The sequence below is a fragment of the Nocardiopsis sp. L17-MgMaSL7 genome (assembly GCF_003182025.1).
GTDB classification, from domain to species: Bacteria; Actinomycetota; Actinomycetes; order Streptosporangiales; family Streptosporangiaceae; genus Nocardiopsis; species Nocardiopsis prasina.
This window is the reverse complement of the sequence record NZ_QGTF01000001.1, coordinates 215890-239314: the sequence shown is the minus strand read 5'-3', so window position 1 is coordinate 239314 and position 23425 is coordinate 215890. Positions and strand designations below refer to the sequence as shown.

The following is a 23425-nucleotide window of genomic DNA, read 5'->3' as shown; positions in this document are numbered from 1 at the left end:
GCACCGCGAAGCTACGCGGGTGCTAGCTTCCTCTTCTGTGACGGAACACCAGGACAAGACCAGGGCCGCCTACGACGGGGTCGTCGAGCTGTACGCGTCGATGTTCGCGGGGCGGTTGGAGACACAGCCGTTCTCGCGGAACATGATCGGCACCTTCGCCGAGCTGGTGCGCGGGACGGGGAACCCGCTGGCGGCCGACGTCGGGTGCGGGCCCGGACATCTGACGGCCATGCTGAACGACCTGGGACTGGACGCCTTCGGCCTGGACCTCTCCCCGGCCATGGTCGCCCACGCACGGCGGGCGTACCCCTCCCTGCGGTTCGACGAGGCCCGGATGGAGACCCTGCCGGTCGAGGACGACGCGCTCGGCGGTGTACTGGCCCACTACTCCATGATCCACACCCCGCCCGGAGAACTGCCGGCGCTCCTGGACGAGCAGGTGCGCGTACTGGCGCCCGGGGGTCTGCTCCTGGTCTCGTTCTTCGCCACCGACGGGCCCGAGCCGGTCCGCTTCGACCACAAGGTGGCCCCCGCTCACAGCTGGCCGGTGGACCGGTTCGCCGGACTGCTGGCTGAGGCCGGTCTCACCGTGTTCGCCCGGCTCATCCATGATCCGGCCTCCGAACGGGGCTTCCTCGACGCCCACCTGTTGGCCCGCCTCGACCGGTGATCGCCGAGGCGACCGTGGGCGGACCGCTCCCTGACGGACCCGCTCCGGCGGGGCGGAGGCGAACACCGCGCCTCCCGCACCCGGTCGGGTCGTGGCGGTCAGGACGGTTCCGTGTGCTCCCGGACCACCGGCTCACCGGTCCCGGCGGTCACACCGGACTCCGGGGTCACCTCGGGAAGCTGCTCCGCGACGGGGATGTCGATCTCGGGGTCCTCGGCGCGCGGTTCGGGAGGTTCCGTGGTGAGCTCCAACGGGGCCACGTCCGGCGCGAAACCGAACACCCCCGCGTAGAAGGCCAGCTCCGCCTCCAGGGAGCGCACGCGCGCGCCCTCGGACCGGAACCCGTGGGCCTCGCCCTCGAACTCCAGCAGCGCGTAGGGCACCTGGCGCCTGCTCAGCCCGGCGGCCATACGGCTCGCCTGGTCCGGGGTGACCACCTTGTCCTCCAACCCCTGGAGCAGAAGGACGGGGACCCCGATCTCACTGATCCGGTTGATCGGCGACCGCTCCCGGTAGGTCTCCACGAACCCCGGCAGGGTGCCGACCAGCGTGTCCGTGAAACGCGACTCGAAGTCGTGGGTGGTCTTGACCAGCCCCAGCAGGTCCGCGACGCCGAAGTACGACACCCCGCAGGCGAAGGTGTCACCGGTCAGGGCGAGCAGGGCGGTGAGGCCGCCCGCGCTCGGGCCCCGGATGGCCAGACGCTCGGGGTCTGCCAGACCACGATCCACCAGGGCCCGAGCGGCCGCGGTGCAGTCCTCGACGTCCACCGCGCCCCACTGCTTGTGCAGGCGCTTGCGGTAGGAGCGCCCGTAACCCGTGGAACCGCCGTAGTCCACGTCCACGACACCGATCCCACGGCTGGTGAAGTAGGCCTTGACCAGGTCCAGCGAGCGCGTGGCCTGCCCCACCGGCCCGCCGTGCGCCCACACCACGTAGGGCGCCGGCCCGTCCGAGGAGACCTCGGGGTTGGTGGGCGGGTACACGTTGGCGTGCACCGTCGCCCCGTAACGGCCGGGCAGCGTCTCCTGGCGGGGGACGGGAAGGTAGGCGGGGTCGACGGGTTCCTCGGCCCCGCGCACCAGCACCTCGACGGTACGGCGGTCCGGGTCGAGCCGCACCAGGCACCCGGCGGTGTCCGCGGAGGCCGCGATGGCCACCACGCTGGTGCCGTCCGAGTCCAGGTGGGACCACGAGGTCAGCTCGGTGGTGACCGGCTCCAGGTCCAGGGTGTCGGGGTCGTACACGCTCGGCCGCATCGCGGTGTCGCCGTGCAGGGTCACGATCCGCCCGTCTTCCAACAGACGGAAACAGCGGTCGCCCAGACGCCACGGCGGGGAGTGGAACTCCTCCTCGGCCGGGTAGAGGGCGATGGCCTGGCCCTTCAGCCCGGCCTGGTACAGGTTCCAGAAGCCGGGCCAGTCCGAGGCCAGGTACAGCGTGGAGTCGTTCGCCCAGACGGGGGCGAGCACGGACTCGTCCACCCCGCCCTTAAGCGTGTACTCGCCGATCAGGCCGTTCTCGGTGAGGTCGCCCACCCGCAGCTCCGTGCCGTCCCAGGGCATCCTCGGGTGGTTCCAGCGCACGTAGGCCAGGTGGGTGCCGTCCGGTGAGACCGTGGGGGAGGCGTAGAAGTGCGCTCCGGAGACCAGCTCGCGGATCGCGGACGGGTCGTGAGCGCCCCGGCCCGAGAGGGGAACCGTCACGATGGAGCGGCGCACGGTGCCGTCGACGTGCTGTTCCCGCACGCACAGCAGGTGTTTGCCGTCGGCGCCCAGCGCCGGGTCGGCGTACCGAAGAGCCCCGGGGGAGGCGGGTTCGGGGGTCAGCGGGACGGGCTCCCTGGCTCCGCGTTCGAGCAGGTAGAGCCGCTGGTCCTCGGAATTGGCGAAGACCACGCCCACGCGGGCGATGGCCTTGTCATCACGGCGGGGGACCGGGAGATGGGAGCGGCCACCGTACTCGTGCACCCGCGTGCCCACGCTCCACGGTGCGGGCAGCAGGTCGCGTACGGTGCCGTCCGCGTCCCGGCGCACGAGCGTGGTGCGGCCCTCCTCGGCTGGTCGGTACTCCTCCCACCAGACCTCGTCGCCCAGGACGGAGGGATACGCCATCTGGCGCACTCCTCGGGCGACGTCACCGGCACTGATGGGTGATGGCCAGGAGCCGTGGGGGCTCGACAGTTCAGACATGTCCCGCTCAGGAAGGGTCGTGGGTGTGATCAGATGACATGTCGACCTTAGTGCTCTGTGGGCTTCATGTGCAGTCCCGACGGGGCCGCCTGTGGACAGACGGCGCCGCCGCCACACGGGCAGGGCGCCGGCGACAGCGGTGTGAACCTTCGACGACACCGGTGCGGTAAGTGCGAAAGTGGGCGGAGCCGCGGGTGGTACCCACGACGACGGCCCCGCGGAGCGCACTCGGGCTGCGTCCACGGGGCCGTCGAGGGGGTGTGCCCAGGGGCTCGGTTACGAGCTCGAACCCCCGTCGCCACCGGAGCCACCGCCGGAACCGGAGTCGCCACCGGAGCCACCGCCGGAACCGGAGTCGCCACCGGAGCCACCACTGGAACCGGAGTCGTCACCGGAGCCGGAGTCCCCGCTGGACCCGGAAGCGTCGTCACCGGGCTCGGGGCGCGGCTCGGACTCGGGACGCGGATCGCGCTCGTCCTGTTCGGAGTCCTCCTCGGTCTCGACCACGACGAAGTCCGCCCGGGGCTGGGCCGTCGCTCCGCCGGTCACGGGCTGACCGCCGGGACCGGCGGTCGCGCCCGCCACGTCGGTGGGCGCGCCGCCCGCCGCCGTGGCCTTGGCGGAGGGCCTGCCCCGACGGGCGTTGCGGCGCTCCAACCAGATCGCGAACCGGCTCAGCGACAGGTTGATGATGATGTAAATCAACGCGCAGATGATCGCCGCGGGGATCACGTTGCTCTCCCGGGTGGCCACCAGCGTGAAACTGCGCAGCAGCTCCGGGAAGGCGATGATGTAACCCAGCGCGGAGTCCTTGAGCAGGACCACCAGCTGCGCCACGATCGCGGGCATCATCGAGGTGATGGCCTGCGGGATGAGGATCGTCCACATCGTCTGGGTCTTGCTCATGCCGATGGACTGCGCGGCCTCGGCCTGCCCCTTGGGCACGGCGAGGATGCCCGCGCGGAACACCTCCGCGAGCACCGAACCGTTGTACAGGGTCAGGCCCGTGACCACCGCGACCAGCGCGGTCACCTGGAAGGTGCCGGTCGGGATGTTGAAGAGCTGCCAGGCCACGATGGGCAGTGCCATCGTGAAGAAGATCAGCATCAGCAGCGGGATGCCGCGGAAGAACTCCACGACGGCCCCGGCCGGGATACGGATCCACCAGCGGTCCGAGAGACGACCGATACCGAAGACCAGGCCGAACAGCACCGCCAGCACCGAGGCGGTCAGCGCCGCGGTCAGCGTGTTCTGGAGACCGGGGAGGACGTAACCGGTCCACGTCTCGGGACGAAGGAACGGCTCCCACTTGTCGGCGGCCCACTGCCCCGACGGGTTGACCGCCCAGGTCTGCGCCGAGAACAGGGGTGACTCGCGCTCGCTCAGGGTCCGGTTGAACCCCAGGTACAGCACGGCCAGACCGACCAGCCCGAGGGCGACGGTGATGATCGTGTAGACGAGGTTGCGCGCCCGGGCCTTGGGCCCCGGAGCGTCGAAGAGAACGGCCTGCGCGCTCATCGGCCCACCGCCACTCGCTTGGCGAGCCAGCCGAAGAAGTACCCCATCGGCAGGGTCAGGATCAGGAACCCGATCGCGAATCCGACGAAGGTCGGCAGGACCGGGGCGATGCCCTGGTCGAACATGAGCTTCATCTCCCGGGACGCCTCCTGGACGCCCAGCCCCGCGACGGAGGCGACGGTGGTGTTCTTGGTCAGCGCGATGAGCACGCTGCCCAGCGGACCGACGACGGTGCGCAGCGCCTGCGGGATGACGATCAGGCGCAGGTTCTGGGTGAAGGTCAGGCCCAGGGAACGGGCAGCCTCGACCTGGCCCAGAGGGATGGTGTTGATGCCCGCGCGCAGCGATTCGGACACGAAGCACGCGGTGTAGGCGGACAGGCCGATGACCGCCCACCAGAACACGTCCCAGGCCACGCTGTCGGCCAGGCTCAGCCCGAGGGCGCTGTTGAGGCCCAGGCCGCAGAAGAGCAGGACCAGGGTCAGGGGCGAGTTCCGGATGCCCTCGACGTAGGCGGTCGACAGGCCGCGCAGCAGCGGGACGGGGGAGACCCGCATCGCGGTGAGCAGGATGCCGAGGATGAATGAGAAGACGGCACTGAAGAGGGTGAGCCGGACGGTCCATGAGAAACCGTCGACGACCCTGTCGATGTTGCTGAGAAAGGCTTCCATAGGTCCCAGCCGGTCAAGGCTCGGAAGGTGGGGCCGGGCTGTCCCGGCCCCACCTTCCGAACAAGGTCAGATGACGGTTTTAGGCGCAGGCCTCAAGCTCGGGGACGGACTCCTCGTAGGCGAAGTCGGTCGCGCCGAAGGCCTCCTCCAGGTACTCGGTGGCCGAGCCGTCGTCCCACATCTTGGTGATGGCCTCGTTGATCTCCTCGCAGCGCTCGGTGGAGCCGGCGGGCAGACCCACGCCGTACTTCTCCTCGCCGAACGGGTTGTTCACCATCCGGAAGCTGTCCGGGTTCTGGGCGGCGAAGCCCGCGAGGATGGTGTTGTCGGTGGTGACGGCGTCGACGGTGCCGTTGCTGAGCAGCTCCAGGCACTCGGAGTAGTTGCCCGCCTCGCGCAGCTCGGCGTCGACCTCCATCTCCTCGGTGATGTTGTGCGCCGAGCGGGAGCCGGAGGCCGAGCACAGCACCTTGCCGCTGAGGTCCTCGGGACCGTTGATGTCCGAGTTGTCGGCCTGGGTGAGGATGTCCTGCTTGGCGACGTAGTACGGACCGCCGAAGTCGACGACCTGGCGACGCTCGTCGGTGATCGAGTAGGTCGCGAGGATCATGTCGACCGTGCCCTGCTGGAGGAAGGACTCACGGTTGGCGGAGGCCGCCTCGGTCCACTCGATCTGGTCGGGGGAGTAGCCGAGCTCACCCGCGATGTAGGTGGCGACGTCGACGTCGAACCCGGCGGGGGTGCCGCCCTCGCTCAGACCCAGACCGGGCTGGTCGTACTTGACACCGATGGTGATGGTGTCGCCGCCGTTGCCGTCGCCGGAACCGCTGCCACCGTCACCCTCGCCGCCGACATCGGCGGTGCCACAGGCGGTCAGAGCGAGGGCGAGGACGGCGACGCCGCCCAGGAGGCTGTTGAAACGACGTGCTCGCATGTGGGGTACCTCTTCCTAGTGCTGCGTGCGAAGAACGCGAAGATCTCGGGGAGCCCGGTGGGCTCTAGTGGGTCAGGATCTTCGACAGGAAGTCCTGGGCCCGCTCCGACCGGGGATTGGTGAAGAACTCGTCGGGGGTGTTCTCCTCGACGATCTGGCCGTCGGCCATGAAGACGACCCGGTTGGCGGCACGGCGGGCGAAGCCCATCTCGTGCGTGACCACGACCATGGTCATGCCCTCGCTGGCGAGGTCGGTCATGACGTCGAGGACCTCCTGGACCATCTCGGGGTCCAGCGCGGAGGTCGGCTCGTCGAAGAGGAGCACCTTCGGGTTCATGGCCAGTGCACGGGCGATGGCCACGCGCTGCTGCTGACCACCGGAGAGCTGGGCGGGGTACTTGTGCGCCTGGTTGCCGATCCGGACCCGGTCGAGGAGTTCCATACCCCGGGCCTCGGCGTCGGCCTTGGACTTGCGGAGCACCTTCATCGGGCCCAGCGTCACGTTCTGGAGCACGGTCTTGTGCGCGAACAGGTTGAAGGACTGGAACACCATTCCCACGTCGCTGCGCAGCTTGGCCAGGCCACGGCCCTCCGCGGGCAGGGGCTGGCCGTCCAGGGAGATGACACCGGAGTCGATCGTCTCGAGCCGGTTCATGGTGCGGCAGAGCGTCGACTTGCCGGACCCGGACGGGCCGATGACGACTACCACCTCGCCGGAGTTAACCGTCAGATCGATGTCGCGGAGCACGTGCAGGTCGCCGAAGTGCTTGTTGACGTTCTCCAGCACGACGAGAGGAGTTGAAGTCATGCATCGGAACCTAATGGGTCCAAGTTGCCGTGTCATCACGAAAACGCTGCTTGAGTCAGGAGTAGCTGACTTGTTACGGCGTGATCCGCAAAACCGTTATCGATTTCGTTGTGTAAGAAGGCCACTGTCGCGCGGAGTGGCGGCGCCACTCTCCAGAGTTTCCATCGGTCGCTCTCAGTGACGATTCCGGGACTCCCGATTAACTTGCTGGACACATCGTCCCTCCAGGTCAGGCTGGCAGTCCGGCGCGGTCGGTTGGATCGCTGAGCCGGGGGGAGTTACGGAGCGTCCCTATTTCCAGAAACCGACTTTCGACCTCCGGAGCCCCGTGAAGGCAGGGCCGTCACCACGGAAATCACCGGGAAGCCGCGTTCCCGTAAACCGGACCGTCGTCCTGTCCATAACAACCTCCGGTGACCGAATCCGCTCCGCTGGTGGGTCCCGGGGGCCTGCGGCGCGAGGCGGGAGGCGGAGCTCGGAGCGGCCGCCGCACGAGCGTCCTGGGCGCCGCCGCGAAGCGGATAGCCTGGGACGGTGAGCCAGAGTCGTACCTACCAAGTGCGGACCTACGGCTGCCAGATGAACGTCCACGACTCCGAGCGCCTCTCCGGTCTGCTGGAGGACGCTGGGTACGATCGCGCAGCTGAGGACACCACCGCAGACATCGTCGTCTTCAACACCTGTGCGGTCCGTGAGAACGCGGACAACCGCCTCTACGGCAACCTCGGACACCTGCGCCCGGTCAAGGACGCCAACCCCGGGATGCAGATCGCCGTGGGTGGCTGCCTCGCGCAGAAGGACCGCGGGGAGATCGTGCGCCGCGCCCCCTGGGTGGACGTGGTGTTCGGAACCCACAACATCGGCTCCCTGCCCACCCTGCTGGAGCGCGCCCGCGTCCAGCGCGAGGCGCAGGTCGAGATCGCCGAGGCGCTGGAGCACTTCCCGTCCACGCTGCCGAGCCGCCGCGAGTCCGCCTACGCCGCCTGGGTGTCGATCTCGGTCGGCTGCAACAACACCTGCACCTTCTGCATCGTGCCCGCGCTGCGGGGCAAGGAGAAGGACCGGCGCCCCGGCGACGTGCTCGCCGAGGTACGCGCCCTCGTCGACGAGGGCGTCACCGAGGTGACGCTGCTCGGTCAGAACGTCAACGCCTACGGCAGCGAGTTCGGCGACCGCCAGGCCTTCTCCAAGCTGCTGCGCGCCTGCGGTGAGATCGAGGGGCTGGAGCGGGTCCGCTTCACCTCCCCGCACCCGCGGGACTTCACCGACGACGTCATCGAGGCCATGGCCGAGACGCCCAACGTGATGCCGCAGCTGCACATGCCGTTGCAGTCCGGGTCCAGCAAGGTCCTCAAGGACATGCGCCGCTCCTACCGCCAGGAGCGCTTCCTCGGCATCGTCGAGAAGGTGCGCGCGGCGATGCCGCGGGCCGCCATCACCACGGACATCATCGTGGGCTTCCCCGGTGAGACCGAGGAGGACTTCGAGCAGACCCTGCACGTGGTCCGTGAGTCCCGGTTCGCGATGGCGTTCACCTTCCAGTACTCCAAGCGCCCCGGCACCCCGGCCGCCACCATGGACGGCCAGATCCCGCCGGAGGTCGTCAAGGAGCGCTACCAGCGGCTGGTCGAGCTCCAGGACCAGATCTCCTGGGAGGAGAACCAGAAGCTGGTCGGCCGCGAGGTCGAGCTGATGGTCTCCGAGGGCGAGGGAAAGAAGGACGGCGAACACCGCCGCCTGTCCGGCCGCGCCCCCGACAACCGCCTCGTGCACTTCGCCGTGGGCGACGCCGAGGAGCCGCGCCCGGGCGACATGGTCACCGTCGAGGTCACCTACGCCGCCCCGCACCACCTTGTTGCCGATTCCGGTGTCAGGCACCTGCGCCGCACCCGCGCCGGTGACGCCTGGGACGCCCGTCAGGGCAGGCCGGTGCAGGTCACCAAGCCGGACGTGCTCCTGGGCATGCCGAGGATCGGTGTCCCGCCGGAGGAGCCCGCCTCCGCTGGCGGCTGCTGCGACGCCTGAGCCGCACCCGGTTTCCGAGGCCCCCGACGCACACGCGCCGGGGGCCTCGCGCTGTTCGGGCGCGCTGCCCCACGTCTACGCGGGTCGGAGTCGGACCGGGAGCTCCCTCAGCCTCAGCGTCCCCGGTACGGTGTCGCGCACCGGCGGTCGGCCCGGCACCAGGGACAGCTCCGGGTAGGTCGCGAACAGGGCGCCGACGGCGACCTCCCCTTCCTGGCGTGCCAGGGCCGCGCCCAGGCAGTAGTGCGCGCCGTGTCCGAAGGCCACGTGCGCCTCGCCCGGCCTGTCCTGGTGGCGGGTGACGTCGAACCGGTACGGGTCGGGGTGGACACCCGGGTCGTGGTTGGCCCCGGCGACCAGCGCCACCGCCCGCTCCCCGGCGGCCACCGCGCCACGGGAGAGCCGGACGTCCTCCGTGGCGTACCGGGCCTTGGCCGTGACGGCGGTACCGCCGACGCGGAGCATCTCGTGGACGGCGGCGGGCAGCAGACCGGGGTCGGACCGGAGCAGGGCCAACTGGTCGGGGTGCTCCAAGAGTGCGCGGGTGCCGTTGCCCAGCAAGTGGGCGGTGGTCTCGTGGCCGGCGATGACCAGCGTGAACACCAGGGTGACCAGTTCGCTCTGGGAGAGGCGGCCGCCGACCTCGTCCCGTGCGCGCACGAGCGCGTCGAGGAGGTCCTCCCGCGGGTGTTCGCGGCGCTCGACGATCATCGCCTCGATGTGGTCGATCATCTCGCCGAGCACGCGGTTCATCACCTCGGGCCGGGCGGGGTCGAACCGCGCCAGTTGGTGGCTCCAGGCGTGCCACTGCCCGCGGTCCGCCACGGGGACCCCCACGAGGTCGCAGATGACCGTGATGGGCAGCGGGTAGGCGAAGTGTTCGATCAGGTCGACCACACCGTCCTCGTCCGCGTGTTCGGGGAGCGCCGCCAGTAGGTCGGTGGTGATTCGCTCGACGCTCGGACGCATCTCGTTGACGCGTCGCACGGTGAAGGTACGGGAGACGAGTTTGCGCAGGCGGGCGTGGTCGGAGCCGTCCTTGTCCAGCAGTGACTCGGTGAGGTAGGTGATGAGGTCGGGGCGCAGGCCCAGAGCGGCCATGGCGTCGGATCGTCGGGCCCCGGTCGGCCCGTCGGGCACGTTCTCGGGGTCGACGACGAACCGCCGGTCACTGAGGATGGCGCGCACGTCGGCGTCGTCGACGAAGGCCCGCGCCGCCTGGCCGTCGACGAACACGACCGGCGCGGAACCGCCCGCGGCCCGAATCCGCTCGATGACCTCCAGTGGTCGCGCGGTGAACTCCTCGGCGCGCATGTTGACGGGCTCGGGATCGCGGGACTGGTCCGTGGTGGGTGTGGCGGTGTGCATGTGCCCCTCCTCGTGGGGTCTACGTGCTGCGCTTGACGCGTTTCTGTTCCTCGATCTCGCCGGTCAGGAGCTGCTCGAGCCCGGTGAAGATCGCGACGGCCCCCGCCTGCGTGGCCCGCATGGCCGAGTCGGGCACGTCCTGCTCCAGGAGCAGGCGGAGGCTGTGCGCGGCCAGATCTGCCCTGGTGGTGCGGTCGGGCACGGGAAATCCCTGCTGGGCGAGCAGGGGTTCGGAGAGCAGGTGTCCGATGACGGTGGAGCAGTAGGCGTGGAACCGCTGGTCGGCGGGGAGCTGGGGCCCCAGGACTCCGTGTTCCTCCAGGAGGTCCCAGTAGTCACGCAGGGCCTTCTGTCGGGCCTCGGTCAGGTCCTTGACCAGGTGGGGAAGGGTGCGGGAGAAGGAGCTGAGTTCGTCGCTGCCGTTGTTGTAGAGCGCGTGGACGACGGGGGAGTCGAACTGGAGGAGGTAGATGTGGCGCGCGATCTCGCTCGGCCGGGCGGACCGGGGGTCCTGCCTGATGAGGGCCAGGAGGCGGCCGACCATGTCGTGCTGGGCGCGCAGCAGGACCGTGAGGAAGAGCCGCTCCTTGGTGGGGAAGTGCAGGTAGACGGTGCCCTTGCCGACCCCCGCGCGGCGCGCCACGTCGTCGATGGTGGTCTTGCGGTGCCCCCAGGCCACCATGAGCTCCTCGGCGGCGTCGAGGATGCGTTCGGCCCGGGTGTCGCGTTCCGACGCGGGCCGGTCCTGGGAGTGGTGGTCGGGGGACGGGGACACGTACGGCTCCTTCGGTACGGGGGCCGCCGGTGAGGGCGCTCACCAGCCTTGACGCGAAGACCATATCCAGACCTCCGTTCCCGGGCCGCATCACTCTGACTCTGTGACCAGATTTCAAATCTGGTCACACAGTCAAAGCTAGGTCAGATCGCGGCCCGAGACAAGACCCGCGGAGAAACCGGCGGAGCGAGCACGCGGGGACGGGGAACCGGAGGGGACGGGAACGATAGCCTCGCCCTTGTGTTGATCGCCGCCGCCGTGTGCCCGCATCCGCCCGTCCTGTTCCCCGAGATCGCCCGGGGAGCGGCGCCGGACCTGGACGGCCTGCGCGCCGCCTGCGACCGCGCCGTCGCCGGGCTCGGCGGGGCCGACCGACTCCTCGTCGTGGGCCGGGGGCCGACCGAGCGGCGGTTCGGTCCCGACACCGGAGGGGACCTCGCCGACTTCGGGGTCGCCGTGCGGGTGGGGCCGGCCCCGGCCGTCCTCGACCTGGCGGCCACGACCGGCCGCTGGCTGGCGGAGCGCAATGGGCTGGAGCCCGACGGCTACCTGGAGGTGCCCTCCAGCGTCACAGCGGAGCGGGCGGCGGAGCTCGGCGCCGAGCTCGCCGGATCCGCGGACCGGGTGGCGTTGCTGGTCATGGGCGACGGAAGCGCTCGCAGGACCGAACACTCACCGGGGTACGTGGACGAGCGCGCCGTGCCCCACGACGACGCCGTCGCCGAGGCCCTGGGCAAGGCGGACACCGCCCACCTGGCCGGGCTCGACCCCGAGCTGGCCCTCGAACTCATGGTGGCCGGGCGCCCCGCCTGGCAGGTCCTGGCCGGGGCCGCCGGGGAGGCGGCCCTCACCGGCGACCTGTTGGCCTACGAAGCACCCTACGGCGTGGGGTACTTCGTGGCCGCCTGGTCCTGAGCCGAAGGCCCGGACCCCGGATCAGCGCTGGGAGTTGGGCAGCACCGTGGCGACGTCCACCAGGGCCTCGCCCGGCTCCTCGGTACGGCCGGACAACGCCGACTCCACCTGGGCCATCGCCCGCTCCAGCAGGTTCGGGGCGTCGTAGGGCAGCCAGTGCACCCGGTGGTCGCGGCGGAACCACGACTCCTGGCGCCGGGCGAACCGGCGGGTGGCCTGGGCGGTCTGCTCCTTGGCCTCGGTCTCGGTGAGCTCCCCGTCCAACTGGGCGAGGGCCTGCGCGTAGCCCAGCGCCTTGGACGCGGTGCGCCCCTCGCGCAGTCCCTGCTTGTCCAGGCGGCGGACCTCCTCCAACAGCCCCTGGCCCCACATGCGCTCGACCCGCAGGTCGATGCGCTCGTCGAGCTCGGGGCGCGGGGCGCTCAGCCCCAGCTGCACACACGGGTAGAAGGAGGTGTGGTCGGGCAGGTTGGCGGTGAACGGCCGCCCGGTCAGCTCGATGACCTCCAGCGCGCGGACGATCCGCCGACCGTTGCCGGGCAGGATGGTGCGGGCGGCCTCGGGGTCGGCCTCGGCCAGCCTGGCGTGCATCAGCCCCGGTCCCACGTCGGCCAGCTCGTTCTCCAGCCGCGCCCGCACACGGGGGTTGGTGCCAGGGAACTCCATGTGGTCCAGGACCGCGCGCACGTACAGACCGGAACCGCCCACGAGGACGGGGATGACGTCGCGGTCCGCGCAGTCGTCCACCCGCTCGCGGGCGAGGGTCTGGTAGGTGGCGACGTCGGCGGGTTCGTGCACGTCCCAGATGTCCAGCAGGTGGTGCGGCACGCCCCGGCGCTCCTCGAAGGGGAGCTTCGCGGTGCCGATGTCCATGCCCCGGTACAGCTGCATGGAGTCGGCGTTGATCACCTCGCCCCGGCGGCCGGTGCGTTCCTCCAACCACTCCGCCAGATCGACGGCCAGGTCCGACTTGCCCACAGCGGTCGGGCCCACGACCGCGATCACCTTGATCATCCCTCCAGCCTAGCCACGTCCGGCCGGTTCCGTGGCCAGAGCGGGTGAGAGATCGGTGGGAGTTCGGTGGGAGAGCGCTCCGTTCGATGACCTGGACGTGCGCGTCTAGGATGGCCAGCATGCGATTCGCCAAGGGCCACGGAACTGAGAACGACTTCGTGATCCTCCCCGACCCCGACGGGGAGCTTCAGCTCACGGAGGAGACCGTCCGGTCGCTGTGCGACCGACGGGCCGGTATCGGGGGTGACGGTGTCCTCCGGGTGGTGCGCACGCCCGCCCTCGGTGAGGCGCTCGCCCCGGCCGCCCGCACCGCCGAGCGGACCGAGTGGTTCATGGACTACCGCAACTCGGACGGCAGCGTCGCCGAGATGTGCGGCAACGGGGTGCGGGTCTTCGCCCACTACCTGCGGCACGCCGGTCTCGTCACGGACGACCGCTTCGAGGTCGGTACCCGGGACGGCGCCAAGGCCGTCGTGATCGAGGCCGACGGCGACGTCACCGTGGACATGGGCCGGGTCGAGCGGCTGGGCACCTCCTCGGCCAAGCTCGCCCGGCAGGTCGTGCACGGCGCCCGCATCTCCGTGGGCAACCCGCACCTGGCCTGCGAGGTCGACGCCCCCGTCGCCGGGATCGACCTCACCGAACTGCCCGCTCTCGACGACGAGGCCTTCCCCGAAGGGGCCAACGTCGAGGTGTACTCCGAGGTCGGCCCCGGTGTGCTGGAGATGCGCGTGTACGAGCGGGGTTCCGGTGAGACCCGTTCCTGCGGCACCGGCATCGTCGCCGCGGCCGCGGCGGCCACCCCGGCGGGCGAGGGCGCCACGTGGCGGGTGCGCGTCCCCGGCGGGGAGTGCACGGTCTACCTCGACGCCTCCGGCGCCCGCCTGAGCGGCCCCGCCGCGATCGTCGCCGAGGGCGAGACCATCCTGCTCTGACGGGACCGCTCGACGGTTCACCGTCGTTCGCGCGCTCCCCACAGCCGTCGCGCGTCCAGACCGCGCAGGGAGGCGTCCAGGAGCTGGGCGGTGTGGGTCACGGCCACCGACGAACCCGCGCGCTCCATGGCCGAGGCGATCTGGAGCGAGCACCCCGGGTTGCCGGACACCAGGATCCCGGCCCCGGTGGAGGCCACGTCGGCGCCCTTGCGATCACCCAGCTCGCCCGCGGCGTCCGGCTTGAACAGGTTGTACACGCCCGCCGAACCGCAGCAGATCTCCTTGTTGGGCAGGTCCACCACTTCCAGGCCGGGGATCTGCCGGAGCAGCTCGCGCGGTTGGCTGGTGACGCCCTGGCCGTGGGAAAGGTGGCACGCGTCGTGGTAGGCCACACGGAGGGGGATCGGGTGCCGCTCGGCCCGCGGCCCCAGGGCCACCAGGTACTCCGTCAGGTCCACCACCTTCGACGAGACGGCCCTGGCCCGCTCCACCCACGCCGGTCCCGCCCCGGCCTCCTCCAGGGTCCGATCGAAGTGCTTCATGCTGGACCCGCACCCGGCCGAGTTCACCACGATCCGCTCCACCTGGCTGGCCTCGAACACCTCCACCAGCCCCTTGGCGAACTTGGCCGCCTCGGTGAGCCGACCCGAGTGGCCCGACAGCGCTCCGCAGCACCCCTGGGCGCGCGGGATCACCACCTCACAGCCCTCCAGGGCGAGCACGCGGGCGGTGGCCGTGTTGACCTCGGGGAAGAACGCTCCCTGTACACAGCCCACCAGCATGCCCACCCGGGCACGACGCTCACCGACGGCGGGGACGAGTTCGGGCAGCGGGGGAGGGGGAGCCGACAGGGGCGGCGCGATCCGCTCCATGGTGGCCAGGGTCGGTGAGATCCGGTCCAGGACCCCTGACCTGCGGACCAGCGCGGAGACCCCGCTCGCCTGGTAGGCGCGCAGCGGCCCGCGCAGCGCCCTGAGGCGTCGACGGTGGGGGAAGAGCGAGAACACGGCGGCGCGCAGGGCGCGTTCGCCCGGGGTGCGCCGGTGTTCCTCCTCGACCCGGAACCGGGTGTGCTCGATGAGGGCGTCGTAGGCCACCCCGGAGGGGCACGAGGACACGCACGCCAGGCACCCCAGACAGTTGTCGAAGTGCCCCACGGCGGTCTCGGTGAGCACGTCCTCCTCATGCATCTGGCCCATGAGGTGGATGCGCCCGCGCGGGGAGTCCATCTCCTGCCCCCACAGCACGTTGGTGGGGCACGTGGGCAGACAGAACCCGCAGTGCACGCAGTCGCTCAGCAGGTCACCGAAGAGCCGCTCTCGCTCGCCGGGACCACCGCTGGCCGGTTCGGTCGGTAGGTCGGTCACGCGGGCTCCCTGGATCGAGGCGAACGGGTGGCGGGTCGGCTGGCTCAGATCCCCCCGGCGAACCGGCCGGGGGACAGGCGGTGCCCGGGGTCGAGGGAGTCCTTGACCGCGCGCATCAGGCCCAGCCCGGGGACGTCGCCCCACGGACTGATCCCGGAGGCCCGCACGTCCGGTCCCGCGCGCAGCAGGACCAGCGGATGTTCGGCGGCCGAGCGCACGCCGTCCACCACCAGCCCGATCCGCTCCGGGTCGGTTCCCGGCGGGAAGGACACGACGAGGGAACCGGTGGACGCCGAACCGCGGGTGTGCGCGCCCGCGTCGACCGCTCCGGAGACCTCCGACACCCAAGCGGCGGCCGCGACGCTCTCCGCTGGTGGGGCGGTGACCAGGGCGAGCGTGCCCTCGCCGGGCAGCAGGCCCCAGCCCTCGGGCAGGGTCTCGGCGATGGTGGGGGATCCCTCCGACCCCTCGGTCAGGGCCAGCGCTGTCCTCTCCGCGCGCGCCTCCAGTCCGGCCGGGGTGCCCTCCAGCACCACGTCCAGCCGCCCGGGTCCCTCGGCGGGCCAGTCGAGTTCCACGGCCGAGGGAACCACGGAGGTCGCCCTGAGCGCGGCCAGGGCCCGCTCGGCGAGTGGTCGGGAGGACACGCGGGCGCTCACCACCCGCAGCGACTCTGGAAGGGGGTGCAGACGGAAGGCGACCGAGGCGATCACGCCGAGCGTGCCGTACCCGCCGGTGTGCAGCTTGGCCAGGTCGTACCCGGCCACGTTCTTCACCACCCGGCCGCCGCTGCGGGCCACCACACCGTCCGCGCGCACCACCGTCATCCCGATCACGAGGTCGCGCAGCGCGCCGGAGAGCAGACGGCGCGGGCCGCTCACCCCCGTGGCCACCGCACCGCCCACCGTGCCGCCGGTCCTGACCGGATCGTAGGACAGCCGCTGCCCGGCCGAGGCCAGCGCCGCGTACAGGTCGGCGACCCGGGTGCCCGCGCCGACCTCCACCACCAGGTCACCGGCGTTGTGGTCGGTCCAGGAGAGCGCGGAGACGTCCACCAGCAGGTCCAGGGAACGGGGCGGCCAGCCCCAGTCCAGGGCGGTGCCGCCACCGCGAACAGTCACCGACAGCGCGTTCCGGTGAGCCGCCGCCATCACCCCCGCGAGGGCGTCGGTGTCGTCCGGCGTCGCCACGTACCGGGGCTCCACCCCGCACACGGAGTCCTCAGCGGTCGCCTCCCGCAGGTCGCAGCCCTCGACATCCAGGTTCACCCTCGGCCCTCCCGGCCCACTCGTCACTCCCATACCGTCCACGGCCCGGACGGATCAGAACTGCTCGGCCTCCCCGGACGCCACCAGCGGATGGACCCCTGTGCGCACCCCCGGCCGCTCACCGCACAGCCGCGGCGTGGGCAACAGCTTCTCCGGGTTGGCGATCCCGTCAGGGTCGAAGGCCCGCCGGAACAGGTCGAAGGTCTCCAACGCGGCGTCGTCGAACATGCGGGGCATCTTGCACGCCTTGTCCACGCCCACACCGTGTTCGCCGGTGATGGAGCCGCCGTGCTCGATGCACAGGTCCAGGATCGCCCCGGACACCCGCTCGGCGCGCTCGCCCGCGCCGGGCTCGGCGTCGTCGAACAGCACGAGCGGGTGCAGGTTGCCGTCTCCGGCGTGGAACACGTTGGCCACCCGGATGCCGGACTCCTCCGACAGTGCGGAGATCCGGCCCAGCACCTCGCCCAGGGCGGTGCGCGGCACCACCCCGTCCTGGACGATGTAGGACGGGCTGATCCGGCCCACGGCCGCGAAGGCCGACTTACGCCCCTTCCAGATGAGGGCGCGCTCCTCGGCGCCGCTGGCCGCGCGGGTCTCGAAGGAACCGGCGTCCGCGCACAGGGCGGTGACCCGCTCGAGCTGGGCGTCGACCTCCTCAGCGGGGCCGTCCAGCTCCACCACCAGCACGGCGGCGGCGCCCTCGGGGTAGTCGCAGGCCACGGCCAGCTCGGCGGCCTCGATGGCCAGGGCGTCCATCATCTCGATGGCGGACGGCAGCACCCCGGCGGAGATGATGGCGCTCACGGCCTGCCCGCCCGCGTCCAGCGAGGTGAACGCCGACAGCAGGGTGACGGTCTTCTCGGGGGAGCGGGTCAGGGACACGGTGACGCGCGTGGCCACGCCCAGGGTGCCCTCCGAGCCGACGAAGGCCCCGATGAGGTCGTATCCGTGCGCGCCCGGAGCCTTGCCGCCGAGTTCCACGATCTCGCCCGCCGGGGTGACGATCTGGAGTCCGCGCACGTGGTTGACGGTGAACCCGTACTTGAGACAGTGGGCTCCGCCGGAGTTCTCCGCGACGTTGCCGCCGACCGAGCACACCTGCTGGCTGGAGGGGTCGGGCGCGTAGTAGTAGCCGTGGGGGCTGGCGGCCCGGGTGATGTCGAGGTTGGCCACGCCCGGTTCGACCACGGCGCACTCGTTCTCGACATCGATCTCGACGATGCGGCGCATGCGCGAGGTGACCAGGAGTACGCCCTCGGCGTGGGGGAGCGCCCCCGCCGACAGGCCGGTGCCCGCTCCGCGCGGGACGTAGGGGACGCGGTGCCTGGCGCAGAGCCGGATCACGGCGGCGACCTGCTCGGTGGTGGTCGGCATGACCACGACACCGGGGGTCGCGCGGTGGTAGGTGAGGCCGTCGCTCTCGTAGACGCGTCGTTGGGAGGGGTCGGTCAGGACCCCGTCCTCGCCGCAGATCTCGCGCAGCCGGGGAACCAGGGCGGTCAGCACCGTGGGCGTGTCGGGTGCGGACGTGGTCATGGGCGCCTCCCGGTTCCGTACGGAGAACACGGCTGGGGGTGGCGTTCTCCGACTTCGGCCTCGCAAGGGGACCGTACGACCGTGCCCCCTGCCGAAGCAAGGGGCACGGTGGAAACGGCATTTCGTTGTGTGAAACCGATGGGGGTCCGACGGGCCCGTGGGGCGAGCACCGCGGACCGGCCCGATCCGTCCAGGTTGGCCGCGCTGGACGGGTCCCGGTTCGCTACGGCATGCGCTCGTAGGCGGGCAGGGTCAGGAAGTCGACGTAGTCGTCGTCCAGGGCGACCTCGGTGAAGAGCTCGCTGGCCTGCTTGTACAGGTCCTCGTTGAAGTTGGCGCCGAGGGACTCGCGGATGGCGGCCAGCTCCCCGCCGATGATCTGCCTGACCAGCTCGGCGGTGACCTTCTCACCGCCGTCCAGGGTGACGTCGTTGTGCAGCCACTGCCAGATCTGGGACCGCGAGATCTCGGCGGTGGCGGCGTCCTCCATGAGGTTGTGGATCGCCACCGCGCCGTTGCCGCCCATCCACGCCGCCAGGTACTGGAGGGCGACGTTGACGTTGCCGCGCAGACCGGCGAGCGTCACGCCGCCCGGGGTCTGGTCCACGGAGAGCAGGTCGGCGGCGGTCACCTCGACCTCGGGGCGCTGCTTGTCGATCTGGTTGGGGCGGTCGCCCAGGACGCCGTCGAAGATCTCGCGGGCGATCGGGACCAGGTCGGGGTGGGCGACCCAGGAGCCGTCGAAGCCGTCGCCGGACTCGCGGGACTTGTCGTCGCGGACCTTGGCGAAGGCGTTCCGGTTGACCTCCTCGTCCCTGCGGGAGGGGATGAAGGCGGCCATGCCGCCGATGGCGTGGGCGCCGCGCTTGTGGCAGGTCTTGACCAGCAGCTCGGTGTAGGCGCGCATCATGGGCGCGGTCATGGTGACGGCGTTGCGCTCGGGCAGCAGGAACCTGCGGCCCCGGGTGCGGTGGGTCTTGATGATGCTGAAGAGGTAGTCCCAGCGACCGGCGTTGAGACCGGCGGAGTGCTCGCGCAGCTCGTAGAGGATCTCCTCCATCTCGAACGCGGCCGGGATGGTCTCGATCAGGCAGGTGGCGCGGATGGTCCCGCGGGGGATCTCCAAGCGCTCCTGGGCCAGCACGAAGATGTCGTTCCAGAGACGGGCCTCGAGGTGGCTCTGCATCTTCGGCAGGTAGAAGTAGGGGCCCTTGCCCTTGGCGATCTGGCGCTTGGCGCTGTGGAAGAAGTACAGCGCGAAGTCGACGATGCCGCCGCTGGCGCGCTGGCCGTCGACGAGGACGTGCTTCTCGTCCAGGTGCCAGCCGCGCGGGCGGACCACGATCGTGGCCAGCTCGGAGTCGTCCTTGAGGGCGTAGGTCTTGCCCTGGGGGGAGGTGAAGTCGATCTCGCGGTCCAGGGCGTCACGCAGGTTGAGCTGCCCCTGGATCATGTTCTCCCACAGCGGGGTGTTGGCGTCCTCGAAGTCGGCCAGCCAGACCTTGGCGCCGGAGTTGAGCGCGTTGATCGTCATCTTGCGGTCCGTAGGACCGGTGATCTCGACGCGGCGGTCGGTGATGCCAGGGGCGGCCGGTGCCACCTTCCAGCTGTCGTCCTCGCGGATGTGCCTGGTCTCGGGGAGGAAGTCGAGGTCCTCTCCGGCGGCGATCCGCTCCTCGCGGGTCCGACGCGCGGCCAGCAGCTCCCGGCGTCGCGACTCGAAGGTGCGGTGCAGCTCGGCGACGAGGGCGAGGGCCTCCTCGGTGAGGATCTCGTCGAACCGATCGTTGAGGGGGCCGGTGATCTCGACCCCGTGCGTGGCGCCCATGGATAACCTTCCGCAATACGAAATAAGCTTCTGGTATGTGGAAATGAAGCTACTATCTTGATGTCGAGCGGTCAACGTCACTCACACGCTTGATCAGTGGAGATCTTCATGAAGGCGGAAGTATGTCCAAAGTTCCGGCGGAAGATCTGCGCTTCTTGAGAGTCCGATCTACTCCAAGGGTCTCACGTGCCCACGCGGCGGCATGGCCTGTGTCACGTTCCCTGCGATAATTCGGATGCCCTGCCCGAGCGGAGGTGCGAGCATCGTGATCACGGGCCGCCGACTCCGCTCCGGGAAGAACCATGGCGGCACATGCGTTGACCCACCTGGAGGGATATGAATACAGCTGACACCCACGGAAGCGACCACGCGGGCCACGAGGGCCTCGGCGAGGACGACTTCCGTGAGGGGAGCACCATCGGCGGCGAGGCCACCGGCGGTGCCCACCACGAGGACCAGGGTCACGCACCCGACCAGGGCGAGATGGAGCTGGCCGAACGGCACGCGCTCCGCCGCGTCCAGGGGCTGTCCACCGAGCTCACCGACGTCACCGAGGTCGAGTACCGGAAGCTGCGGCTAGAACGAGTCGTGCTCATCGGCGTCTGGACCAGGGGGAACCAGGCCGAGGCCGACAACTCACTGACCGAACTCGCCGCACTCGCCGAGACGGCTGGCGCCCTCGTCCTCGAAGGACTCACCCAGCGCCGCTCCAAGCCCGACCCCGCGACCTATGTCGGCAAGGGCAAGGCGGCGGAACTGCGCGACATCGTCGAGGCCACCGGCGCCGACACCGTCATCTGCGACGGTGAACTCACCCCCGGCCAGCTGCGCCAGCTGGAGGACGTCGTGAAGGTCAAGGTGGTCGACAGGACCGCCCTGATCCTCGACATCTTCGCCCAGCACGCCAGCAGCAGTGAGGGCAAGGCCCAGGTCGAACTCGCCCAGCTCAACTACCTGCTCCCGCGACTGCGCGGCTGGGGTGACTCCCTGTCCCGACAGGCGGGCGGCTCCGGCGGAGGCGGCGCGGGCGGTGGCGTGGGACTGCGCGGTCCCGGTGAGACCAAGATCGAGACCGACCGCCGGCGCATCAACGACAAGATGGCCAAGCTGCGCCGTCAGCTCGCCCACATGCGCACCGCGCGCGAGGTCAAGAAGGACGTCCGCCGTACCCGCGAGGTGCCCTCGGTGGCGATCGCCGGGTACACCAACGCGGGCAAGTCGAGCCTGCTCAACCGGCTCACCGGCGCCGGGGTGCTGGTGGAGAACGCGCTGTTCGCCACCCTGGACCCGACCGTCCGTCAGGCCCGCACGCCCGACGGCCGCGGCTTCACGCTGAGCGACACCGTCGGCTTCGTCCGGCACCTGCCGCACCAGCTGGTGGAGGCGTTCCGCTCCACCCTGGAGGAGGTCGCCGACTCCGACCTGATCCTGCACGTGGTCGACGGTTCCCACCCCGACCCCGAACAGCAGATCAGCGCGGTCCGTGAGGTGTTCGCCGAGATCGAGGCCGTGGACGTGCCCGAGCTCATCGTGGTGAACAAGGTCGACGCCGCCGACCCGGACACGCTCAAGACGCTGCGCACGCGCTACCCCGACCTGGTCGAGGTGTCGGCGCGCACCGGCGAGGGCGTTGCCGCACTGGTCACCGCGCTGGCCGAGGCGCTGCCCGAGCTCGCCAAGGAAGTGCGGGCCCTGGTCCCGTACTCGCGGGGCGACCTCATCGCCAGGGTGCACGAGGAGGGCCGCATCATCAGCGAGGAGCACACCGGAGACGGCACGGCGCTGCACGCCTTCGTCCCCGAACTGCTCGCCGCCAAGCTCGACGAGTACACGCCCAGCAACGTCTGAACCCGGGCGGGTCGGAGAACACACGGCCGGGACGTCCCCGTGACGTCCCGGCCGCGTTGTGTCGGGAACGCCCCCCCGGGAGAGTGGAGCCCTGAGCCCTCACGTTCCGCGTGAAAGGCGGCAGCGAAGAATCCGGGCGTGGAAGGCCAGCTCAACGGGGGTCCGGGTGGTCTTCATCACTCTGCTTGCTTGCGAGTTTCGCTCGTTAACGCTCGCATTCGTCCCCTCGGGGAGGTGTACACGGGCTCCGAGGATGGACTACGGTTTTGGAGCACTGGCCGGCAGTGATCGCTGTCCCCCCGGGCCGATGCGAACCCCCACTGTCAAGGCACCGCGAGGCGACTCCGGGTCGCCCACGGCCCTGTCGGAATCGCATCCAGATACGAGGTCGCCATGCCCGCCCGCGCACCCCACGCCCCTGCTCCGCGCGTCCCGCGGCGGATCTGACCGGCGAGGGCGGACCACCCCATGACGGTAGTACTCCTCACCAACATCGGTCGGCTGTGGACCGGGAACGAGCTGCTCACCAAAGCCGCCATCCTGATGGACAACGACCGGATCGCCTGGGTCGGCCACGCGGCCGAGCTCCCCCAACGCATCCCCGGAGTGATGGAGGACCTCACCGAGGTCGACGAGGTCGTCAACATCGGCGGCGGACTCATCACCCCCGGCCTGGTCGACGCCCACTGCCACCCCGTCTACGCGGGCGACCGGTACGCCGAGGTCAACATGTGGGCCAAGGGCGCCACCCGCGCGGACATCTTCGCGGCCGGCGGCGGGGTCTCGACGACCGTCACCATCACCCGGGGGACCGACCCCTGGACGCTGTGCAACGCGGTCCGGGAACGACTCCGGCACTGGGTGCTGTCCGGCAGCACCACGGTGGAGGCCAAGACCGGCTACCACCTCACCCGGGACGGCGAACTCGCCGACGTGCGTCTGCTGCGCTCTCTGGAGGAGGAACCCGGCATGCCCCGCCTGCACGTCACGTTCTTCCCCGCGCACGGGGTCCCACCGGAGTTCTTCGGCCGCCCCAAGGAGTACGTGGCCACCGCGGCCTCCTGGCTCAGCGACGCCGCCATGGCCGGGGCGGACGGCGTGGACGTGTACTGCGACAACCAGCAGTTCACCACCGAGGACGCCCACATGCTCCTGGGCGTGGGCCAGTCCGTGGGTCTGCGCACCACCCTGCACGCCTGCTCGCGGCCCCGGCACGGGGCCGTGCGGATGGCGGCCGAGCTGGGCTGCTCCTCGGTGGACCTCGTCCACGAGGCCGACGACGAGGACCTGCTCGCCCTGGCGTCCACCCGCACCCCCGTCGTGGCCTGCCCCACCACTGCCCTGCACGAGCGCCGCACCCCGCCGGTGCGCGCCCTGCTCGACCACGGCGTCCCCGTGGGTCTGGGCACCGACCACAACCCGGGCCAGTCGGGAACCACGTCCATGCCGCTGGTCATCTCCCTCGCGGTGTCCATGTTCGAGATGACCGTCCAGGAGGCGCTCAACGCCGCCACGGCGGGCAGCGCGCACGCGCTGGGTCTGAACGACCGGGGCATGATCGCTCCGGGGATGCTGGCCGACCTGGTGCAGTGGGACGCCGACCACGAGGGAGCCTTCGCGTGGTCCATGGGCCTGCACACCCTGCGGGTGTGGCAGGGCGGCCGCACCATCCACTGAGGTCACCCGGGGAGCGCGTCGAGCATCGGACACCGGTGCCGGGTTCGTGGGCGCCCCCGCGTCCCTGGTCAGG

18 protein-coding genes are annotated in these 23425 nt (G+C 70.7%); 6 read left to right on the top strand and 12 right to left on the bottom strand.

What is annotated here, in order from left to right; all coding sequences use genetic code 11:
• The first annotated feature begins 37 nt into the window (after positions 1-37).
• A complete protein-coding gene (locus tag BDW27_RS01035; protein WP_110047839.1) occupies positions 38-670 on the top strand; it encodes a class I SAM-dependent methyltransferase in 633 nt (210 codons plus the stop codon).
• Positions 671-768: 98 nt separating this feature from the next.
• On the opposite strand, the gene BDW27_RS01030 is transcribed toward BDW27_RS01035, so the two are convergent.
• The 5 genes from BDW27_RS01030 to BDW27_RS01010 form a co-directional block, all read right to left on the bottom strand.
• Positions 769-2784 carry a prolyl oligopeptidase family serine peptidase gene (locus BDW27_RS01030; protein WP_370446400.1) on the bottom strand — a complete coding sequence of 672 codons (2016 nt, stop codon included), beginning with the start codon at positions 2782-2784 and terminating at the stop codon, positions 769-771.
• A 354-nt stretch (positions 2785-3138) separates the two neighbouring features.
• Entirely contained in the window at positions 3139-4380 is a 1242-nt protein-coding gene (locus BDW27_RS01025) for an amino acid ABC transporter permease (RefSeq protein ID WP_110047837.1), read from the bottom strand.
• Positions 4377-5051, bottom strand: coding sequence for an amino acid ABC transporter permease (locus tag BDW27_RS01020; protein WP_110047836.1), 675 nt, complete (start codon positions 5049-5051; stop codon positions 4377-4379). The genes BDW27_RS01025 and BDW27_RS01020 overlap by 4 nt, the downstream gene beginning before the upstream one ends.
• A gap of 79 nt (positions 5052-5130) precedes the next feature.
• Positions 5131-5985 carry a glutamate ABC transporter substrate-binding protein gene (locus BDW27_RS01015; protein ID WP_110047835.1) on the bottom strand — a complete coding sequence of 285 codons (855 nt, stop codon included), beginning with the start codon at positions 5983-5985 and terminating at the stop codon, positions 5131-5133.
• Between the two features lie 64 nt (positions 5986-6049).
• Positions 6050-6793 (bottom strand): amino acid ABC transporter ATP-binding protein, encoded by a 744-nt coding sequence (locus BDW27_RS01010; RefSeq protein ID WP_026129572.1) that lies wholly within the window; start codon positions 6791-6793, stop codon positions 6050-6052.
• Positions 6794-7351: 558 nt separating this feature from the next.
• Here BDW27_RS01010 and miaB point away from each other — a divergent pair.
• Positions 7352-8818 carry a tRNA (N6-isopentenyl adenosine(37)-C2)-methylthiotransferase MiaB gene (gene miaB, locus BDW27_RS01005; protein WP_026129571.1) on the top strand — a complete coding sequence of 489 codons (1467 nt, stop codon included), beginning with the start codon at positions 7352-7354 and terminating at the stop codon, positions 8816-8818.
• Positions 8819-8893: 75 nt separating this feature from the next.
• Here the strand turns inward: miaB and BDW27_RS01000 are convergent, their stop codons facing one another.
• Both BDW27_RS01000 and BDW27_RS00995 read right to left on the bottom strand, forming a co-directional pair.
• Entirely contained in the window at positions 8894-10186 is a 1293-nt protein-coding gene (locus BDW27_RS01000) for a cytochrome P450 (protein WP_110047834.1), read from the bottom strand.
• A 19-nt stretch (positions 10187-10205) separates the two neighbouring features.
• Positions 10206-10961, bottom strand: coding sequence for a TetR/AcrR family transcriptional regulator (locus tag BDW27_RS00995; protein WP_110047833.1), 756 nt, complete (start codon positions 10959-10961; stop codon positions 10206-10208).
• Between the two features lie 240 nt (positions 10962-11201).
• Between BDW27_RS00995 and BDW27_RS00990 the strand changes: the two genes are divergently transcribed.
• Complete coding sequence (locus tag BDW27_RS00990) at positions 11202-11876, top strand: class III extradiol dioxygenase subunit B-like domain-containing protein (RefSeq protein ID WP_017546335.1); 675 nt, start codon at positions 11202-11204, stop codon at positions 11874-11876.
• 21 nt (positions 11877-11897) lie between these two features.
• Here BDW27_RS00990 and miaA read toward each other — a convergent pair whose 3' ends face one another.
• A complete protein-coding gene (gene miaA / locus BDW27_RS00985; protein ID WP_110047832.1) occupies positions 11898-12890 on the bottom strand; it encodes a tRNA (adenosine(37)-N6)-dimethylallyltransferase MiaA in 993 nt (330 codons plus the stop codon).
• 110 nt (positions 12891-13000) lie between these two features.
• Between miaA and dapF the strand changes: the two genes are divergently transcribed.
• Complete coding sequence (gene dapF, locus BDW27_RS00980) at positions 13001-13825, top strand: diaminopimelate epimerase (RefSeq protein ID WP_110047831.1); 825 nt, start codon at positions 13001-13003, stop codon at positions 13823-13825.
• 17 nt (positions 13826-13842) lie between these two features.
• Here the strand turns inward: dapF and BDW27_RS00975 are convergent, their stop codons facing one another.
• The 4 genes from BDW27_RS00975 to aceB form a co-directional block, all read right to left on the bottom strand.
• Positions 13843-15192 (bottom strand): (Fe-S)-binding protein, encoded by a 1350-nt coding sequence (locus BDW27_RS00975; protein ID WP_110047830.1) that lies wholly within the window; start codon positions 15190-15192, stop codon positions 13843-13845.
• A gap of 44 nt (positions 15193-15236) precedes the next feature.
• Positions 15237-16493, bottom strand: coding sequence for an FAD-binding oxidoreductase (locus BDW27_RS00970; protein WP_110047829.1), 1257 nt, complete (start codon positions 16491-16493; stop codon positions 15237-15239).
• A 21-nt stretch (positions 16494-16514) separates the two neighbouring features.
• Complete coding sequence (locus BDW27_RS00965; protein ID WP_110048078.1) at positions 16515-17999, bottom strand: FAD-linked oxidase C-terminal domain-containing protein; 1485 nt, start codon at positions 17997-17999, stop codon at positions 16515-16517.
• 223 nt (positions 18000-18222) lie between these two features.
• The gene (gene aceB, locus BDW27_RS00960; RefSeq protein ID WP_110047828.1) at positions 18223-19827 is read right to left on the bottom strand and encodes a malate synthase A; all 1605 of its coding nucleotides are present in this window, start codon (positions 19825-19827) and stop codon (positions 18223-18225) included.
• A 336-nt stretch (positions 19828-20163) separates the two neighbouring features.
• On the opposite strand from aceB, the gene hflX reads away from it, so the two are divergent.
• Together hflX and BDW27_RS00950 are read left to right on the top strand one after the other, a co-directional pair.
• A complete protein-coding gene (gene hflX / locus BDW27_RS00955; RefSeq protein ID WP_110047827.1) occupies positions 20164-21675 on the top strand; it encodes a GTPase HflX in 1512 nt (503 codons plus the stop codon).
• 468 nt (positions 21676-22143) lie between these two features.
• Entirely contained in the window at positions 22144-23352 is a 1209-nt protein-coding gene (locus tag BDW27_RS00950; protein ID WP_110047826.1) for an amidohydrolase family protein, read from the top strand.
• The last annotated feature ends 73 nt before the right edge of the window (positions 23353-23425 follow it).

Excerpts from the sequence above, each read along its gene's own strand:
- BDW27_RS01030 (WP_370446400.1), bottom strand. The coding sequence starts at position 2,784 with ATGGCGTATCCCTCCGTCCTGGGCGACGAGGTCTGGTGGGAGGAGTAC.
- BDW27_RS01025 (WP_110047837.1), bottom strand. The coding sequence starts at position 4,380 with ATGAGCGCGCAGGCCGTTCTCTTCGACGCTCCGGGGCCCAAGGCCCGG.
- BDW27_RS01020 (WP_110047836.1), bottom strand. The coding sequence starts at position 5,051 with ATGGAAGCCTTTCTCAGCAACATCGACAGGGTCGTCGACGGTTTCTCA.
- BDW27_RS01015 (WP_110047835.1), bottom strand. The coding sequence starts at position 5,985 with ATGCGAGCACGTCGTTTCAACAGCCTCCTGGGCGGCGTCGCCGTCCTC.
- BDW27_RS01010 (WP_026129572.1), bottom strand. The coding sequence starts at position 6,793 with ATGACTTCAACTCCTCTCGTCGTGCTGGAGAACGTCAACAAGCACTTC.
- BDW27_RS01000 (WP_110047834.1), bottom strand. The coding sequence starts at position 10,186 with ATGCACACCGCCACACCCACCACGGACCAGTCCCGCGATCCCGAGCCC.
- miaA (WP_110047832.1), bottom strand. The coding sequence starts at position 12,890 with ATGATCAAGGTGATCGCGGTCGTGGGCCCGACCGCTGTGGGCAAGTCG.
- dapF (WP_110047831.1), top strand. The coding sequence starts at position 13,001 with ATGGCCAGCATGCGATTCGCCAAGGGCCACGGAACTGAGAACGACTTC.
- BDW27_RS00970 (WP_110047829.1), bottom strand. The coding sequence starts at position 16,493 with ATGGGAGTGACGAGTGGGCCGGGAGGGCCGAGGGTGAACCTGGATGTC.
- BDW27_RS00965 (WP_110048078.1), bottom strand. The coding sequence starts at position 17,999 with ATGACCACGTCCGCACCCGACACGCCCACGGTGCTGACCGCCCTGGTT.
- aceB (WP_110047828.1), bottom strand. The coding sequence starts at position 19,827 with ATGGGCGCCACGCACGGGGTCGAGATCACCGGCCCCCTCAACGATCGG.
- hflX (WP_110047827.1), top strand. The coding sequence starts at position 20,164 with ATGAATACAGCTGACACCCACGGAAGCGACCACGCGGGCCACGAGGGC.
- BDW27_RS00950 (WP_110047826.1), top strand. The coding sequence starts at position 22,144 with ATGACGGTAGTACTCCTCACCAACATCGGTCGGCTGTGGACCGGGAAC.